Below are 16012 nucleotides of genomic sequence, written 5' to 3' on the forward strand. Positions count from 1 at the left end.
GGGAGCGACGTCGAATCCTCCCCCGCGCGTTCAGGTCTGCGTTTCGTCGCCAGCCGCGCCGGCATCGGGCGATGCGGGGAGGGGATCGCCGTGTAGTGCCTCGGCGATCGACCGCGACAGGTCGCCCAGGGAATAGGGTTTGCGCAGCACGCGGAATTCGAGCGCGGCGGCGCGATGGTCGCCGCGGGCGATCTCCTCGGCGAAGCCGGTGGTCAGCAGGATCCGGCGGTGCGGGGCGGTTTTGCGGATGCGGCGGGCGAGATCGATCCCGGAGAGGCCGCCGGGCATCATGATGTCGGAGAAGATCAGGTCGATCGTTCCGCCAGCCGCGAGGGCGGTCAATGCGGAGGGGCCGTCGACCGCTTCGATCACGTGGTAGCCGAGCGCGATCAGGCGCTCGCGGGTGACCCGGCCGACACCGGCATTGTCCTCGACCACCAGGATGGTCTCGCCGTCGCCGCGGATCGGCGCGCCGCCCCGGAGCGTGGCGGTGGTCGCGTCGTCGAGATCGGCGCAGGGCAGGTGGATGTGGACCGTGGTGCCGTGGCCGGGCTCGCTGTAGAGCGTGACGAAGCCGCCCGACTGGCGCACGAAACCGTGCAGGGTGGCGAGGCCGAGGCCGGTGCCCTGGCCGAAGTCCTTGGTGGTGAAGAAGGGCTCGAAGGCGCGCGCCTTGACCTCGTCGGACATGCCGGCGCCGGTGTCGGACACCGAGAGACGGACGTAGGGACCGGCATGGGCGCCCTGATCGGCGCGGATCGGCGTCTCGTCGACGACGACGTTGCGCGTCTCGATCACGATGCGGCCGCCGTGGGGCATGGCGTCGCGGGCGTTGAAGGCGAGATTGAGGACGGCGTTCTCGATCTCCGACGGATCGACCCGGACCTTGGCGAGATCGGGGGCGAGATAGGCCGACACCACGATGTCGCTGCCGACGGTGCGGTTGAGCAGGTCGATCATCGCGCCGATCCGGTCGTTGAGGTCGGTGGTGACCGGCTCCAGGCGGCGCTGACGGGCGAAGGTGGTCAGGCGGTTGTTGAGCTGGGCGCCGGTCTCGGTGGCGCGCAGCGCCTCGGCGACGTAGCGCGCCGCCGCCTCCTTCTCCGGCGCCATGTCGAGCAGTTGCAGATTGCCGGAGATGACGGTGAGAAGGTTGTTGAAGTCGTGGGCGATGCCGCCGGTCATCCGCCCCAGCGCCTCGAGGCGGCGGGAGCTCTCGAATTGTTTGAGCGCCTGTTCGGCGGTGCGCCGCTCGGTGACGTCGCGGACCGTGCCCCAGATTTCGACGCCGCCGTGATCGGCGGTGCGCAGCCGGGCGGTCAGCGACAGCCAGGCGTTCGTGCCGTCGAGGTTGTGGGCCTTGAGTTCGAGACCGTTGCGCAGGACGGGATCGATGGTGCCGGCCATCAACTCGATGAAGGCGGTGCGGTCGGCGCCTTCGAACCGTTCGGCGACCTGGCCGAGCGGCAGCACCTCGGCGGCGGCGAACAGCACCCGGCTGCGCGAATCGCAATGGAGCAGGCCGCTCGCGACGTCGACCCACCACACGCCGAGGCCGGCGGCGTCGAGGGTCTGGCGCAGCTCGCGCTCGCGTTCGCGCAGCAGGCGTTCGTTGCGCTTGCGCTCGCCGATGTCGCTCATCACCGCGGCGGCACCCACCACCCGACCGGCGGGATCGAGGATCGGCGCGACCGAGATCCAGACCTCGACGACGCTGCCGTCGGCGTGGCGGCGCACGGTCTCGGCCTTGAACATTTCGCCGGCGAGGACGCGCTGGAAGATCGTGCGGACCTCGGTGGCGTCGTCGCTGACGGCGAGCATGGTGACCGGCCGCCCGATCGCCTCGTCCGCGCCGTAGCCGAACAGGGCGGTGGCGGCGTCGTTCCAGGTCTCGATGATGCCGTCCGCGGATGTGGCGATGATCGCCGCCGGCGACGAGCGGACCAGGGCGGCGAGGCGGGCGTCGGTGCGCTCCGCGGCGAGGCGGGCGGTGATGTCGCGGTGGATCACCGTGAACAGCGGACGGCCGCCGACGTCGACTCGCGAAATCGAAGCCTCGATCGGAAATTCCGTGCCGTCGAGGCGGCGGGCCATGACGGTCATGTTGCGGCGCATGTCGCGCACGGAAGCGGGCATCTTCGCGAAGGCGCGGAAATGGGCGCCGTGGCGCTCGCGGTCGCGGATCGGCACGAAGGTTTCGAGCGGCCGGCCGCGGATCTCTTCGGCGGTGCAGCCGAACATGCGCTCGGCGGCGGCGTTGAACAGGAGGATGCGCTGGTCCTCGTCGACCGAGATGATCGCGTCCATGGCGCTCGACACGATCGATTCGATGCGGGCGCGGCTCTCGGCCAGTTCGTTCTCGCGTCTGCGGCGATTGGTGATGTCGGTGAAGGAGGCGACCGCGGCGCGGACCTCGCCGGTCTGTGCATCGACGATCGGCTCGGCGTTGACCAGCACCCAGATGATGCCGGCGACGTCGACGATGCCGGCGATCACGTCGCGCTGGGGCAGGCCGGTGCGCAGGGCGCGACGGATCGGCCGTTCGTCGACCGGGAAGGGCGACCCGTCCTCGCGCACCGTGGCGCGGCCCAGCGCCAGGAAGGCGGTGCCGCGGGTCAGCTCCGCCGCCGACCGGCGCAGGATCTTCTCCGCCGAGGGATTGCAGGACAGCACTTCGCCGCCCGGGCCGAACACCACGACGCCCTCGTGGATCGCCTGGAATATCGAGGCGAGATCGGCGCGGCTGTCGGCGAGGGCGCGCTCGACGCGCCGGCGCTCGGTGATGTCCTCGAAGCTGAGGACCACGGCGTCGATCGCGCCGGTCTGCGGGTCGAACACCGGGACGGAGTTGGTGCGCATCCAGGCGATGCGGTCGTCGAGAGGCATTCCGAGCACCGCGTCCCGGACGATCTCGCCGGTGCGCAGGGTGCGTCGGGCCGGAAAGTCTTCGGGCGCCAGCCGGGATCCGTCCTCGAGCAGCAGGCCGCGCCGGGCGATCTCGTCGCGCCGCTCCGGCACGCCGATGACGCCGGCGTCCATCAGGCGTGCGAGCGCCGGATTCCAATGGGTGATCTCGCCGGACGCCGACAACACCAGCACACCCTGGGTCAGGGCGTCGATGATCGCGGCGAAGCGCGCGCGCTCGGCGGCGAGCCGGTGCTCGGAGCGGCGCTGGGCGGTGATGTCGGCGAAGGACGCGATGACGCCGGTGATCGCGCCGGTGGTCGGATCGATCTGGGGTTCGGCGTTGTTGAGCACCCAGACGATCTCGTCACCGAAACGCAGGCCGATCACCTCCTGGTGGCGAGCGACGCCGGTGGCGAGCACGCGCAGCGCCGGATGCTCGTCGATCGCCAGTTTGCTGCCGTCCTCGCGCAACAGGTCCCAGGTGGTGCAGCCGGACTCGTCGGCGCGGAGCTCGGCCTCGGACCGGCGCAGCATGCGGGCGGCGGAGGCGTTGCAGGTGACCACCCGTCCGTCGGACGAGAAGACCATCACGCCCTCGTTGAGAGTGGCGACGATCGTCCGGTGATGGGCTTCGCTCTCGGCGAGGGCCCGCGCCGCGCGTCGGCGGCCGCGATCGACGGCGATCCGATCGACACCGGCCAGAAGGGAGGTGGTGAGGCCGGTGGTGACGAACAGCGCGATCGCCAGGCGATCGATCGGGCGGGCGACGGCAAAGCTGCCATAGGGTTCGACGAACAGCCACACGGCCGTCAGGGTGCCGACGGCGGTCGCCAGCAGACCGGCGCGCAGGCCGCAGAACAGCGCGACGAAGACCATCGCCGGATAGAGAGTGATGAAGGGCGGGGCCGGGTTGCCCATCCAGAAGCGGCCGGCGATCGCCATGCCGGTGATGCCGGCGGCCAGAGGATAGGCGATCGCCGGCGGGGCGCAGACCCATCGCGCGGCGGCGAGCGCCTCGGCCAACCACGCCCAGCGGCCGGAAAAAGGCCTTTCATCCCGAAGATCGGCGTTTGCGGGGTCGGTCTTCACGGGAAATGGCCTCGATCGGGAGATCGGAAACGTTGTGGAGCGTCGGGCAAGGGGCCTTCGATCGCAAGTGTAAAAATGGGCGAGACGAGGTCGCGCACCCGTAATCCTCGCTGCGCCGACCGCCGCGAGGGGCGGATCCGCCGCCTCGGAACGTCCCTGCCGTAGAGTCCCGCTTGGATGCGACCGCCGGGGCTGCTACCTTTCACCCCGGAGGTGCACGTCGTGGGCACGGTGATCCGTCTGGTCCTGGTGATGCTGTTGGTGCTCGGCGGTTGGCTGCCGAACGCCGCGGCTGCGTCGTCGCCGAGGCCGGCCGCGGTGCATTGCCACGACCGCGCGATGCCGTCCGTGACCGCCGCCGTGGCCGATCCCTGTCGGGGCGCCGCGGATCTGCCGGGGCACTGCGTGGTGCCGGCGGGGATCTGCTGCACGATCGTCCTGCCGATGGCCGCCGATCTGACTGCGACGATCCGTCCGACCGTCGCCGCCTGGGGCGCGACCGGCGAAGACCTGCGCTCCGGCCGTGCCGCACCGCCGGTGACCCCCCCTCCTCGAACCTGACGACGCGTTTCGACGCCGCGAATCGGACCGCCCGCGGGCGCGTCCGATCGCCGTTCCGTCTTGTTCGAGAGGATCTTCATGTCGCACGATCGACACTTCACCACCCGACGCGGTTTCGTCGGGGCGATGGGCTTCGGTGCCCTCGGTCTCTACGTCACCTGGGCGGCCTATGGCGCCTCGCCCTTGCCCTTCGCCTCCGGCGGCGATGCCGCCGCCGATCCCCACGGCGGCCACGCCGTCGATCCCCATGCCGGCCACGGCGCAGCGGCGCCGGCCGATCCGGCGATCGCCGACACCCACGGTGGCAGCGCGGTCACGCCGGAAACCTTCGAGCGGCGTCACGCCGACTTCATGAAACGCTTCCGGCAGGCCGACGGCTCGGTGCGTCCGGCGATCGCCGCCGCTGCGGAGCACGATCATGGGGCGGTGGCTGCCCCCGCGACGATGCCGGCGGGCCACGATCACGGCGCGGCGGCCGAAGCACCGGCGGCGATGCCCGGTCACGACCACGGCGCGGCGGTGTCCGCGCCGCCCGCGACGGAAACCGGCGGTCACGCCGGACACGGCATGGCGATGCCGATGCCGGCCGCGCCCGATGCCCACGCCGGCCACGGGGCCGGCCCGGCGGTCGCGCTCCCGCCGCTCGCGCCGCTCGCGGTGTCGACGCCGGCCGCCGCCGCGCACGCGGACGGCGAGCCGATCGAGGTGTTCCTCGCCGCCGGGCGTTTCGCCTTCGAGCCCGACGACCTCAGGCTCGAGGTCGGGCGGGCCTATCGCTTCCACATGATGGCCAGCGACGTCGCCCATGGCGCGTCGATCGCCTTCGGACGGGCGAGCCGCATCGTCCGCCTGCGCCCCGACACGGTGACGACCCTCGATCTGACCTTCCGCGAGGCCGGTCGGCATCTCGTCTACTGCACCGTCTATTGCGGGCCCGGCCACGACGGCATGCACGCTTCGATCACCGTCGCCTGAGGAGGGACATCATGACCGACATCGCCTTCTCGTTCGACGAAGCCGACTCGACCGCCGCCGTCCGGCCGTCGCTCCGCCTCGCCGGCCTGCCGTGGATCGATCGGCGCCTGACGCTGGTGTTCGTCGCCCTGTCGCTGGTGCCGCTGGCGCTCGGGCTGGGCTTCGGCCTCGCCGTCGTGCTGGCGCGCGGCGGTTTTCTCGGCTTCGAGCCGGAGACCGCCTATCGCCTGCTGACCCTGCACGGCACCTCGGCGTTCTTCTGGTGGCTCTATCTGGCGCAGGTCGCGCTGATGATCGCACTCGCCGCCGGCGAGCGCCGCGAAGGTCTCGCCGCGCGGCCGCTGGTGGTCGCCGCGGCGGTGGTGCTGGTCGCCGGGCTCGCCCTCTCCGAGGGCACCGCGGTGATGCTGACGCCGCTGCTCTACGACGCCAACCCCGATCTCGGCCGCGACGATCCGGCGGCGGTGGCGGGGATGGCCGGCGGCCACTTGCTGCTGGCGCTGGGTCTCGCGCTGGCGAGCGTCGCGGCGATCGTCACGGTGCTGCGGGCGCGCGAGCGGGAGACCGGCGCGATGACCGCGATGGGCTTCGGAGTGCTGGCCTGGGCGGGTTTCCTGATCGTCTCGGGGATCGCCTCGATCAACGCCTTCCTGCCCAATCTCCTGTGGGCGATCGGGCGCGGCGGCTTTCCCGCCCACGCCGCGACCGAGTGGCACATCCTGTTCCACAATCTGCACTACCTGCCGCTGATGGCGATGGTGCTGACCTGGTACGCGCTGACCCTCGAGACCACCGGCACGCGCTCGGCCTTCGGGGCGAGCTTCTCCAAGGTGGTGTTCGCGTCCTATCTGGTGTTCGTGCCGCCGACCTCGCTCTACCACATGTTCCTGGAGCCGGGTCTCTCCGAGGGCGTGCGGGTGGCCGGCACGCTGCTGTCGCTGTTCGTGTCGGTGCCGACCCTGATCGCCTTCCTGGTGATCGTCTCCTCGCTCGAACTGTCGACCCGGGCGCGCGGTGCACCGGCCGGGCTGTTCGGCTGGATCGGCCGCCTACCGTGGCGCTCGCCGGCCTTCGCGGGGATGGGCGTGGCGGTGGTGGCGACGCTGCTCGGCCTGGTCTTCGCCTTCGTGCTGATCCAGGAGAAGTTCGCGCCGCTGATCTCCGACACGTTCTTCGTGCCCGGCTATTTCCACTTCTTCGCGGTCGGGGCGGTCAGCGAGACCTTCCTCGCCGGGTTCCTGGTGCTGATCCCGGCGCTCGGCGGCGGGCGGGTGTGGCGGCCCGGCCTGATGGCGGCGCTGCCTTGGGGTGTGCTCGGCGGCCTCTTGATCTTCGGGGCCTTCGGCATCGCCGCCGGGCTCGAAGGGGTGCCGCGGCGGACCTTCGACGTCGCCTATGACGGCGCGGCGCCGGTCGCCTGGGCCGGGCTGATGCGCGGCGTGGCGATCGGCGGGGCGATCTTCGGGTCTGCGCTCGTCCTGCAGGTGTTCGGCGTGGTGGCGACCCTGTGCGGGGTGGGCCGGGGGACGGTCGCGCCGCGGCGGGCCGATCCGGCGCCGTCCGAAGCCGACGTCGTCGGTCCGGCGGTGGCCTGGACCGGGCCGCTCGCCGTCATCGTGCTGGTGGTGGCGATGAGCGGCGCCACGATCGGCGCCTTCGAGTTGATGCGCTCGCTGCCGATCGTGGCGGTCGGCGGCCATTCCGGCCATTGAGGAGAGAGCGATGAACAGTCGACGTCTGCCGATCGAGGGCGTGCTCGTCCTCGCCGTCGCCGGGGTGTGGGCGATCCTCGCCGCGGTCTATCAGCTGTCGCCGTCGCTCGGCATGCCGGGATACGTCCGGGTGTGGGGCGCCGGCGCGGTGGTGTTCCTGGTGCTCGGGGGGCTGCTGCTGCGCCGCCGCCGTTCCGGGGACTGAAGATCCTCGCGGGCGGCGGCCGAGCGGCTCGCCGCCCGCGGTCGCATCGGGCGGGGAGGGGGCTCGGTGCGGCCCCCCTTTCGGTGCCGAAGGGTCTGCATCGGGCGCCGCCGTCGCCCGGATGCGGCGTCCGGCGGTCCCCGGCGCCGCCGCCCGCCACAACCGGCCGCGACCGTCGCATCCGGCCGGGTGGCCGGTCTTGCTCGGCAGCGCAGCACCGCCTCCCGCGGTGCGGCGCCGATTTCCGCCGGATCCGGGTTCTCACGGAGCCGGTTTTCGCCCGTCCTCCCTTGTCCGAATCCTCTGTTAGCGCTAACATTCGTGCCTCTGTGAGCGCTAACAATCCGCGCGATGAGCCAACATCAGCGACCGCGATCGGGCCGAGGCGCCGGGATCGCATCCGAGGGAGAAACACGATGTCCACTCTGCAACCGACGGCGGAAACGCGCACGGCGACGGCCCGGCCCGGCGCCGCGAAGACCAACTTCCGTTGGTGGATCGTGGTGATGTTGTTCCTCGTCACCTCGATCAACTACGCCGATCGGGCGGTTCTGGGGACCGCGGCTCCGGCTCTGATCAAAGACCTCCACATCGACAACGTCCAGTTGGGCTTCATCTTTTCCGCCTTCGGATGGGCCTACGTCCTGGCTCAGCTGCCGGGCGGCTGGTTGCTCGACCGATTCGGCTCGCGGGTCGTCTATGCCCTGGCGATCTTCGTCTGGTCGCTGGTGACGATCATGCAGGGCTTCGTCGGATTCTTCGCCGGCGCCACCGCGGTCACCCTGCTGTTCGTCCTGCGCTTCGCGGTCGGCGTCGCCGAGGCGCCGTCCTTCCCCGGCAACAGCCGGGTCGTCGCCGCCTGGTTCCCGCGCCAGGAGCGCGCCACCGCGGCGGCGATCTTCAATTCCGCCCAATATTTCGCGACGGTGATCTTCGCGCCGATCATGGGCTACATCACCCAGACCTTCGGCTGGCCCTGGGCCTTCGGTTTCATGGGCGGCCTCGGCATCATCGTGTCGGCGATCTGGCTCAAGGTGGTGCATGCGCCGGCGGTGCATCCGGCGGTGAACGACGCCGAGCGCGCCCACATCGTCGAAGGCGGCGGTCTGGTCAACATGGACAGCCCCACCGCCGGCAAGTCGGAAGGCGCCAAGTGGGACTACATCCGCCAGATGTTCGCCTCGCGCATGATGGTCGGCATCTTCATCGGCCAGTTCTGCATCAACGCCCTGACCTATTTCTTCATCTCGTGGTTCCCGATCTATCTGGTCAAGGAACGCGGCCTGTCGATCCTCAACGCCGGCATCACCGCGGCGATCCCCGCGATCTGCGGCTTCGTCGGCGGCCTGCTCGGCGGCGTCCTGTCCGATTGGATGCTGCGCCGCGGCTTCTCGCTGTCGACCGCCCGCAAGACTCCGATCGTCGGCGGCATGCTCCTGTCGATGGCGATGGTGTTCTGCAACTACACCGACAGCGTGCCGCTCGTCGTGTTCTTCATGGCGCTCGCCTTCTTCGGCAAGGGCATCGGCGCGCTCGGTTGGGCGGTGATGTCCGACTGCGCGCCCAAGGAGATCACCGGCCTCGCCGGCGGCGTGTTCAACATGTGCGGCAACATCTCGACGATCACCACGCCGATCATCATCGGCTACATCGTCCACATCACCGGCTCGTTCAACGGCGCCCTGGTGTTCGTCGCCGCCAACGGTCTGGTCGCGGCGGTGAGCTATCTCGTCGTGGTCGGCGAGATCAAGCGCATGGAACTGAAGAAGTGAGCGTTCGGGCGGGGCTCGCGTCGAGCCCCGCCCTCCGCCGCCCCCGGCCTTCCGCGGTCCGAACTCGAGAGATCCCTTCATGTACATCGGCGAGCAGCTCATCAATCCGACCGACGACCGCCTGCGGCTGTCCGCGCAGCTCGGCTGCAAGGGCATCGTCATCGATAGTCGCCCGAACCGCGACATCTGCAACGACGACGGCACCTGGGACACGGCGCGGATCGTCGCGCTGCGCGAGCGCATCGAAGGCTTCGGCATGAAGCTCGAGGGCCTCGCCCTCGACGTCGGCTCGATCCTGCTCGACAGCTTGCGCGATCGCCCCAAGGCGGAAGCCGCGGCCGATCGGCTGCGCCAGAACATCCGTGCCGCCGGGCAAGCCGGCGTGCCGATGCTCAAATACACCGTGGCGATGGTCGGCATCACCCGCACCGGGGTGGTCGACGGACGCGGCGGCATGAAGTGCTCGACCTTCAAGGCCGAGGAATATGCCCCCGACAGCGACGCCCGCTTCTCCTATTGGGGCACCGTGCTGCCGGAGGACGGCATCGGCGGCAGCCATTCGCCGGTCGCGGCGATGAAGACGCCGGAAGCCGGCGGCCAGGTGATGGCGGCGGAAGTCGGCGGCATCTCGGAGGCCGAAGGCTGGACGGCGATCGAATACGTCGTCGGCTCGTTGCTGCCGACCGCCACCGAATACGGGGTCCGGCTCGCCTGCCACCCGCACGACCCGGCCTATCCGCCGGGCGGCCTCAACGGCGTCCACCACGTCCTCGGCTCGCTCGACGGGCTGCGCCGCTTCGTCGCTCTGGCGCCGGACAATCCGTTCCACGGCTTCAACTTCTGCCAGGGCACGATCGCCGAGATGTCGCGCGATCCGACGGCTTGCGTGCTCGAGGCGATCCGCGAATTCGGCCCGCAGAAGCGGATCTACATGGTCCACTTCCGCAACATTTCGGGCGGCTATCTCGACTTCCGCGAGGCGATGCCCGACGACGGATCGGTCGACATGGCCGCCTGCATCCGCGCCTATCGCGAGGTCGGTTACGACGGCGTGCTGTGCCCGGACCACGTGCCGCTGTCCGACGTCGATCCCGGGCGCGAGCGCTTCTTCGCCTTCTGCCTCGGCTATACCCGCGGCCTGCTGCAGACCGCCTGACGACCGCAGATCGCCTGACGACGCCTTCGGGCCGCCCCTCGCGGGCGGCCTTCGCGTCAGGTGGTGGCGCGTTCGACGATCTCGAAGCCGACGTCGATGACGCGCTCGGCCACGGTGCCGCCGCCGAGCCGGGTGAGCAGGGCTTCGGCGGCGAGGCGGCCGACCGCGAAACGGTCGACGAACACCGACGACAGGGGCGGCGACGTGTTGGCGGCGTAGTCGAGATCGCCGAAGCCGATCACCGCGACTTGCGACGGCACCGCCAATCCGCGGGCCTGGGCCTCCAGGACGACGCCGTGGGCGAGCGCGTCGGAACTGGTGAAGATCGCCCCGCCGAGCGGGAAGCCGCCGTCGAGCAGTTGCGCCAGCCCCGCCCGGCCCATCTGCAACGTGCTCGGCGACGCCGTGACGACCGGTGCCACCACGTCGGCGCCGTGGTCGCGCGACGTCGCGGCGAAGGCATTGCAGCGCAGCATGGCGCGCTCGTCGCCGGCGCTGATCGCCGCGACCCGGCGGTAGCCCTTGGCGTGGAAATAGTCGGCGACCCGCACCCCGACCGCGGTGTGGGAGAAGCCCACCGCCATGTCGAGCGGCTTGCGCGACAGATCCCAGGTCTCGACGATCGGAATCTTGGCGGCGCGCAGTTGCTTGCGGCTCTGCGGCGAATGGCTGGTGCCGGTCAGGTAGAGCGCTTCCGGGCGGCGGCTGAGGATGGCGAGAATCAGCTCCTCCTCGCGCACCGTCTCGGGATAGCCGGAGAGCCCGAGCAGGACCTGATAGCCTTCGGCGGCCAGCCGGTCGGTGAGGTACTGGACCGAGGCCGAGAACATCACGTGGGCGACGGTCGGGACGATCGCCGCGACCAGCCGGGTGCGGCTCGAGGCGAGGCCGCCGGCCAAGAGGTCGGGCACGTAGCCGAGCCGGGCGATCGCCTCGCGCACCGCCTTCTGCACTTCGGCCGATACGCTGTCGGGCTGATTGATCACCCGCGACACGGTCATCGACGAGACCCCGGCCAATTTAGCGACGTCGCCGAGGGTGACGCGACCGCTCGACGGGCGTGCGCCACGGCGGCCGGCGCGCCGACGCGAGGGGGCGCCGGCTTCGGCGGGCGGGGTGCGGGGCGGGGCGGGCGGCGTCGAAGGCAAGGTCGGGTTCCGATGCGCGGGGACGAAGATCACGACGGTGCGGGGGGCGGTCGTGGCGATGCGTGCGCCCGCTCGCCGGCGACGCACGATCGTCGCCGACAGTAGCGCGAACGCGGCGCGATCGGTACCCGGCTTCGCGGTCGCAGGACCGCTCTGCGTCGGGCGGGCGGGGAGCCGGTGCGCTCCCGCGTCCCGGCGCGCCGGGGCGGTTTCGGCGACGACGGCGGCGGCTTCGAGCCCCGTCTACGTGGTGATCCGATGGCGCTCTGCGATGATTCATGTTAGCGCTAACAAACGGCGGGCGATCCGTTCCCGCGCCCTCGCGAGAGGGCAGGGGGCCGCGTTCGACTGCGCCGAGCGCGTCTGCCGCGCTCGCGCCGCCAGCGCCCGCCCGATCGACCCCGCCCCTGCCGTCCATCACGCCGTCCAGGAAAATCCGGAGTTCTGCGATGTCCCTTGCTTCCGCCGTCACCGCCGCGTCCTGCCCCAAGATCACCGCGATGCGGGTCGTGCCCGTCGCCGGTCACGACGACATGCTGCTCAACCTGTCCGGCGCCCACGCCCCGTTCTTCACCCGCAACATCGTGATCCTCACCGATCAGACCGGGCGCACCGGGGTCGGCGAAGTGCCCGGCGGCGAGAAGATCCGCCAGACCCTCGAGGACGCGCGCGAACTGGTGATCGGCCGTTCCATCGGTGCCTGGAACGCCATCCTCAACGACGCCCGCCGGCAGTTCGCCGATCGCGATTCGGGCGGCCGCGGTCTGCAGACCTTCGATCTGCGCATCGCCATCCACGCGGTGACGGCGATCGAAGCGGCGCTGCTCGATCTGGTCGGCCAGTTCCTCGACGTGCCGGTGGCGGCCCTGCTCGGCGAAGGCCAGCAACGCAGCCGGGTCGAGGTGCTCGGCTATCTGTTCTACGTCGGCGATCGCACCAAGACCGATCTGCCCTATCGCTCCGAGCCCGACGCCAAGGTCGACTGGTTCCGCCTGCGCCACGACGAGGCGCTGACGCCGGAGCAGATCGTCCGGCTCGCCGAGGCGACCCACGACCATTACGGCTTCCAGGACTTCAAGCTGAAGGGCGGCGTGCTCTCCGGCGATGCCGAGATCGAGGCGGTGACGGCGCTGCACGAGCGCTTCCCCCAGGCGCGCATCACCCTCGACCCGAACGGCGCGTGGTCGCTCGCCGAGGCGATCCGGCTGTGCAAGGGCAAGGGCGACGTCCTGGCCTATGCCGAAGATCCCTGCGGCGCCGAGGGCGGCTTCTCGGGCCGCGAGGTGATGGCCGAGTTCCGGCGCGCCACCGGCCTGCCGACCGCCACCAACATGATCGCCACCGACTGGCGCCAGATGGGCCATTCGGTGATGTTGCAGTCGGTGTCGATCCCGCTCGCCGATCCGCATTTCTGGACCATGGCCGGTTCGGTCCGGGTCGCCCAGATGTGCGCCGAATGGGGCCTGACCTGGGGCTCGCATTCCAACAATCACTTCGACATTTCGCTCGCCATGTTCACCCACGTCGCCGCCGCGGCGCCGGGCAAGATCACGGCGATCGACACCCATTGGATCTGGCAGGACGGCCAGCGGCTGACCCGTGAGCCGTTCCGGATCGAGGGCGGCCTGCTGACCGTGCCCGAGCGGCCCGGTCTCGGCGTGGAGATCGACCTCGACCAGCTCGAGGCGGCGCATCAACTCTACCTCCGCCACGGTCTCGGCGCCCGCGACGACGCCATGGCGATGCAGTACCTGATCCCCGGCTGGACCTTCGACAACAAGCGCCCCTGCCTGGTGCGCTGACCGCAAGCCGCGAGATCCCTCGCCCGTGCGTCGCTCGTCCGCAGTCCTTCGGGATGCGCGCGGGCGACGGGCGGGCTAATCTCTCCGACGGGACGCGCGACCGGCCGTCGCCGGTGCCGCCCGCGGAGAGCGGACCATGGACTCCTCGGATTCGATTGCGAAGATCGCCCTGGTGACCGGCGCCGGTCGCGGCATCGGCCGCGCCACGGCGATCGCCCTGGCCGGGGCCGGCTACACCGTGGTGCTCGCCGGACGGCGGCGGGCGGCGCTCGACGAGGTCGCCGCGACCATCGCCGCGGCCGGTGGGCGGGCTCGAGCCGTGCCGACCGACGTCGGCGATGCGGCGGCGGTCGACGCGCTGTTCGCCGAGATCGCTGCGACTCACGGGCGGCTCGATCTGTTGTTCAACAACGCCGGCATGGGCACCGGCAGCGTGCCGATCGACGAGTTGACGGTCGAGCAGTGGAACGCGGTGGTGGCGGTCAATCTGACCGGCGCCTTCCTGTGTACCCGCGCCGCCTTCGCCCTGATGAAGCGCCAGAGCCCGCGCGGCGGGCGGATCATCAACAACGGCTCGATCTCGGCCCATGTGCCGCGGCCGAACACCGTGCCCTACACCATGACCAAACACGCGATCACCGGGTTGACCCGATCGATCGCGCTGGACGGGCGGGCCTACGACATCGTCTGCGGTCAGATCGACATCGGCAACGCCGCCACCGAGATGACCGAGCCGATGGCCCGCGGCATCGTCCAGCCCAACGGCTCGATGATGGTCGAGCCGCGGATGGACGTCGAGATCGTCGCCCGCGCCGTGGTCCACATGGCGAGCCTGCCGCTCGAGGCCAACATCCTGTTCATGACGGTGATGGCCTCCGCCATGCCCTTCGTCGGGCGCGGCTGACGCGACGCGACGCGGCGCGCCGACAAACGTTCGGGCGACGGAGCGGCCGAGGGCGCTGTGCCCCGGCCGATCCGTCGCCCGATGTCATCCGCCGTCCGCGATCAGCGGGCGACGACGCCGTCGGGGATCTCCATGTCGAGGAGAGCCGAGGCGAGGCACTTGCCGTGGGCGTCGAGGGCGAGCGAACGGGTGACGCCGCCGCCGAGGGCTTCCTGCATCACGAAATTCAGTGCCGACAGGCTGGGAATCTCGTAGCGCACCACCGCGCCGTGGACGATGCCGGAGAAGTGCTGCTTGACCCGATCGGCGGTGATCCAGGTGCGCAGGGCCTCGTAGGTCTTCGGGTCGTAGGCGACGACCGAGATGTTGGAGATGTCGCCCTTGTCGCCGGTGCGCGAATGCGCGATGTCGCGGAGTTTCATGTCACACCTCGATGAGTTCGACCGACGCGACGACCGCGTCGCGGGGCAGCAGAGCGGAGAGCATGGCGACCACCGGTCGCGCGACCTTCCAGGCCCCGCCACCGCCGGCCGGGCCGTTGGTGTAGAGGGTCTCGACTTCGTTGCCGATGCGCACCGCTTCGGCCAGCGTGTCGGTGCGGCCGGTGACGCGGATGCGCACCTCGTGCGGGGCGGCGGCGCGCTCGGTGATCACCGGGCCGTGGATCGAATCGACGCCGATCAGGTCGAACCGCAACTCGGTGGTCTTCACGCCGGTGAGCTTCAGCCGCTCCTCGACGATGCGCAGCGCCAGACGGCCGCGCTCGACCGCGCCGGTGCCGGCGTAGGACATCTGCCCTTCGCCGATGAACCCGTCCTTGTAACCGACGGAGACCTTGAGGGTATCGGGCCGCGGCCGGCCGGTCGCGGCGGCGACGCGGACGCGGTCGAAGCCGTCCTCGACCAGGGTGATGGCCGAGAAGTCGGCGATCACGTCGGGGGTCAGATAGGTGGTCGGATCGTGGATCTCGTAGAGGATCTGTTCCGAACAGGTCGCCGGGGTCACCCGGCCGCCGGAGCCGGCGACCTTGGTGATCACGAAGGATCCGTCCTCGGCGACGTCGGCGATCGGGAAGCCGAGACGGGCGAGATCGGCGACGTCCTTGACGCCGGGATCGGCGAAGTAGCCGCCGGTGACCTGACCGGCGCATTCGAGCAGGTGACCGACCGCGGTGCCCTTGCCGAGGCGGTCCCAATCGTCGAGCGCCCAGCCGAATTCGTGGATCAAGGGCGCCAGGAACAGCGCCGGATCGGCGACGCGGCCGGTGATCACCACGTCGGCGCCGGCGGCCAGCGCCTCGACGATCGGGGCGACGCCGAGATAGGCGTTGGCCGAGACCACGGCGCCCTTCATCGTCGAGATCGGCGCGCCGGTCTCGGTGATGGTGACGTCGCGGGCGAGCAGCGCGGCGAGAACGTCGTCGCCGGCGACCGCGGCGATCTTCAGGCCGGTGATGCCGAGGTCACGGGCGACCTCGGCGATCTTGGCGGCGCCGGCCTGCGGATTGGCGGCGCCCATGTTGGTGATGATCTTGATGCCGCGGGCCTTGGCCTGGGGCAGGACCGCACGCATGCGGGCCTCGAGCAGGGCGTCGTAACCGGCCGCGGGGTTCACCAGCTTGGCCTGCTGGCCGATGGCGATGGTGCGTTCGGCGAGGCACTCGAAGCAGAGATAGGCGATGTCACCCTTCTCGACGAGTTCGACCGCGGGTTCGATCCGGTCGCCGGAATAGCCGGCGCCCGATCCGATTCGGATGGTCTTCATGGGGATGTTCCTTCGAT

12 protein-coding genes are annotated in these 16012 nt (G+C 70.6%); 8 read left to right on the forward strand and 4 right to left on the reverse strand.

What is annotated here, in order from left to right; all coding sequences use genetic code 11:
• Positions 1–30 precede the first annotated feature (30 nt).
• Complete coding sequence (locus tag EYW49_RS17270; protein ID WP_131310875.1) at positions 31–3996, reverse strand: PAS domain S-box protein; 3966 nt, start codon at positions 3994–3996, stop codon at positions 31–33.
• A 222-nt stretch (positions 3997–4218) separates the two neighbouring features.
• Between EYW49_RS17270 and EYW49_RS17275 the strand changes: the two genes are divergently transcribed.
• The 6 genes from EYW49_RS17275 (at position 4219) to EYW49_RS17300 (ending at position 10377) form a co-directional block, all read left to right on the forward strand.
• Entirely contained in the window at positions 4219–4557 is a 339-nt protein-coding gene (locus tag EYW49_RS17275) for a hypothetical protein (protein WP_131310876.1), read from the forward strand.
• A gap of 78 nt (positions 4558–4635) precedes the next feature.
• On the forward strand, positions 4636–5532 hold the full coding sequence (locus EYW49_RS17280; protein ID WP_131310877.1) for a cupredoxin domain-containing protein: 897 nt from the start codon (positions 4636–4638) through the stop codon (positions 5530–5532).
• An 11-nt stretch (positions 5533–5543) separates the two neighbouring features.
• The gene (locus EYW49_RS17285; RefSeq protein WP_131310878.1) at positions 5544–7244 is read left to right on the forward strand and encodes a cbb3-type cytochrome c oxidase subunit I; all 1701 of its coding nucleotides are present in this window, start codon (positions 5544–5546) and stop codon (positions 7242–7244) included.
• A gap of 10 nt (positions 7245–7254) precedes the next feature.
• A complete protein-coding gene (locus EYW49_RS17290; protein WP_131310879.1) occupies positions 7255–7449 on the forward strand; it encodes a hypothetical protein in 195 nt (64 codons plus the stop codon).
• A 416-nt stretch (positions 7450–7865) separates the two neighbouring features.
• The gene (locus tag EYW49_RS17295; protein ID WP_131310880.1) at positions 7866–9221 is read left to right on the forward strand and encodes an MFS transporter; all 1356 of its coding nucleotides are present in this window, start codon (positions 7866–7868) and stop codon (positions 9219–9221) included.
• Positions 9222–9300: 79 nt separating this feature from the next.
• Complete coding sequence (locus EYW49_RS17300; protein ID WP_131310881.1) at positions 9301–10377, forward strand: mannonate dehydratase; 1077 nt, start codon at positions 9301–9303, stop codon at positions 10375–10377.
• 56 nt (positions 10378–10433) lie between these two features.
• Here the strand turns inward: EYW49_RS17300 and EYW49_RS17305 are convergent, their stop codons facing one another.
• Positions 10434–11525, reverse strand: coding sequence for a LacI family DNA-binding transcriptional regulator (locus EYW49_RS17305; RefSeq protein ID WP_131310882.1), 1092 nt, complete (start codon positions 11523–11525; stop codon positions 10434–10436).
• Positions 11526–11974: 449 nt separating this feature from the next.
• On the opposite strand from EYW49_RS17305, the gene gudD reads away from it, so the two are divergent.
• Together gudD and EYW49_RS17315 are read left to right on the forward strand one after the other, a co-directional pair.
• Entirely contained in the window at positions 11975–13327 is a 1353-nt protein-coding gene (gudD, locus tag EYW49_RS17310) for a glucarate dehydratase (protein ID WP_131310883.1), read from the forward strand.
• A 136-nt stretch (positions 13328–13463) separates the two neighbouring features.
• Complete coding sequence (locus tag EYW49_RS17315) at positions 13464–14231, forward strand: SDR family oxidoreductase (RefSeq protein ID WP_131310884.1); 768 nt, start codon at positions 13464–13466, stop codon at positions 14229–14231.
• A 101-nt stretch (positions 14232–14332) separates the two neighbouring features.
• On the opposite strand, the gene EYW49_RS17320 is transcribed toward EYW49_RS17315, so the two are convergent.
• A complete protein-coding gene (locus EYW49_RS17320) occupies positions 14333–14653 on the reverse strand; it encodes an AtuA-related protein (RefSeq protein WP_131310885.1) in 321 nt (106 codons plus the stop codon).
• 1 nt (position 14654) lies between these two features.
• Positions 14655–15995, reverse strand: coding sequence for an acyclic terpene utilization AtuA family protein (locus EYW49_RS17325; RefSeq protein WP_131310886.1), 1341 nt, complete (start codon positions 15993–15995; stop codon positions 14655–14657).
• Between the last annotated feature and the right edge of the window lie 17 nt (positions 15996–16012).

The sequence above is a fragment of the Siculibacillus lacustris genome, assembly GCF_004328075.1.
Taxonomy (GTDB): Bacteria; Pseudomonadota; Alphaproteobacteria; order Rhizobiales; family Ancalomicrobiaceae; genus Siculibacillus; species Siculibacillus lacustris.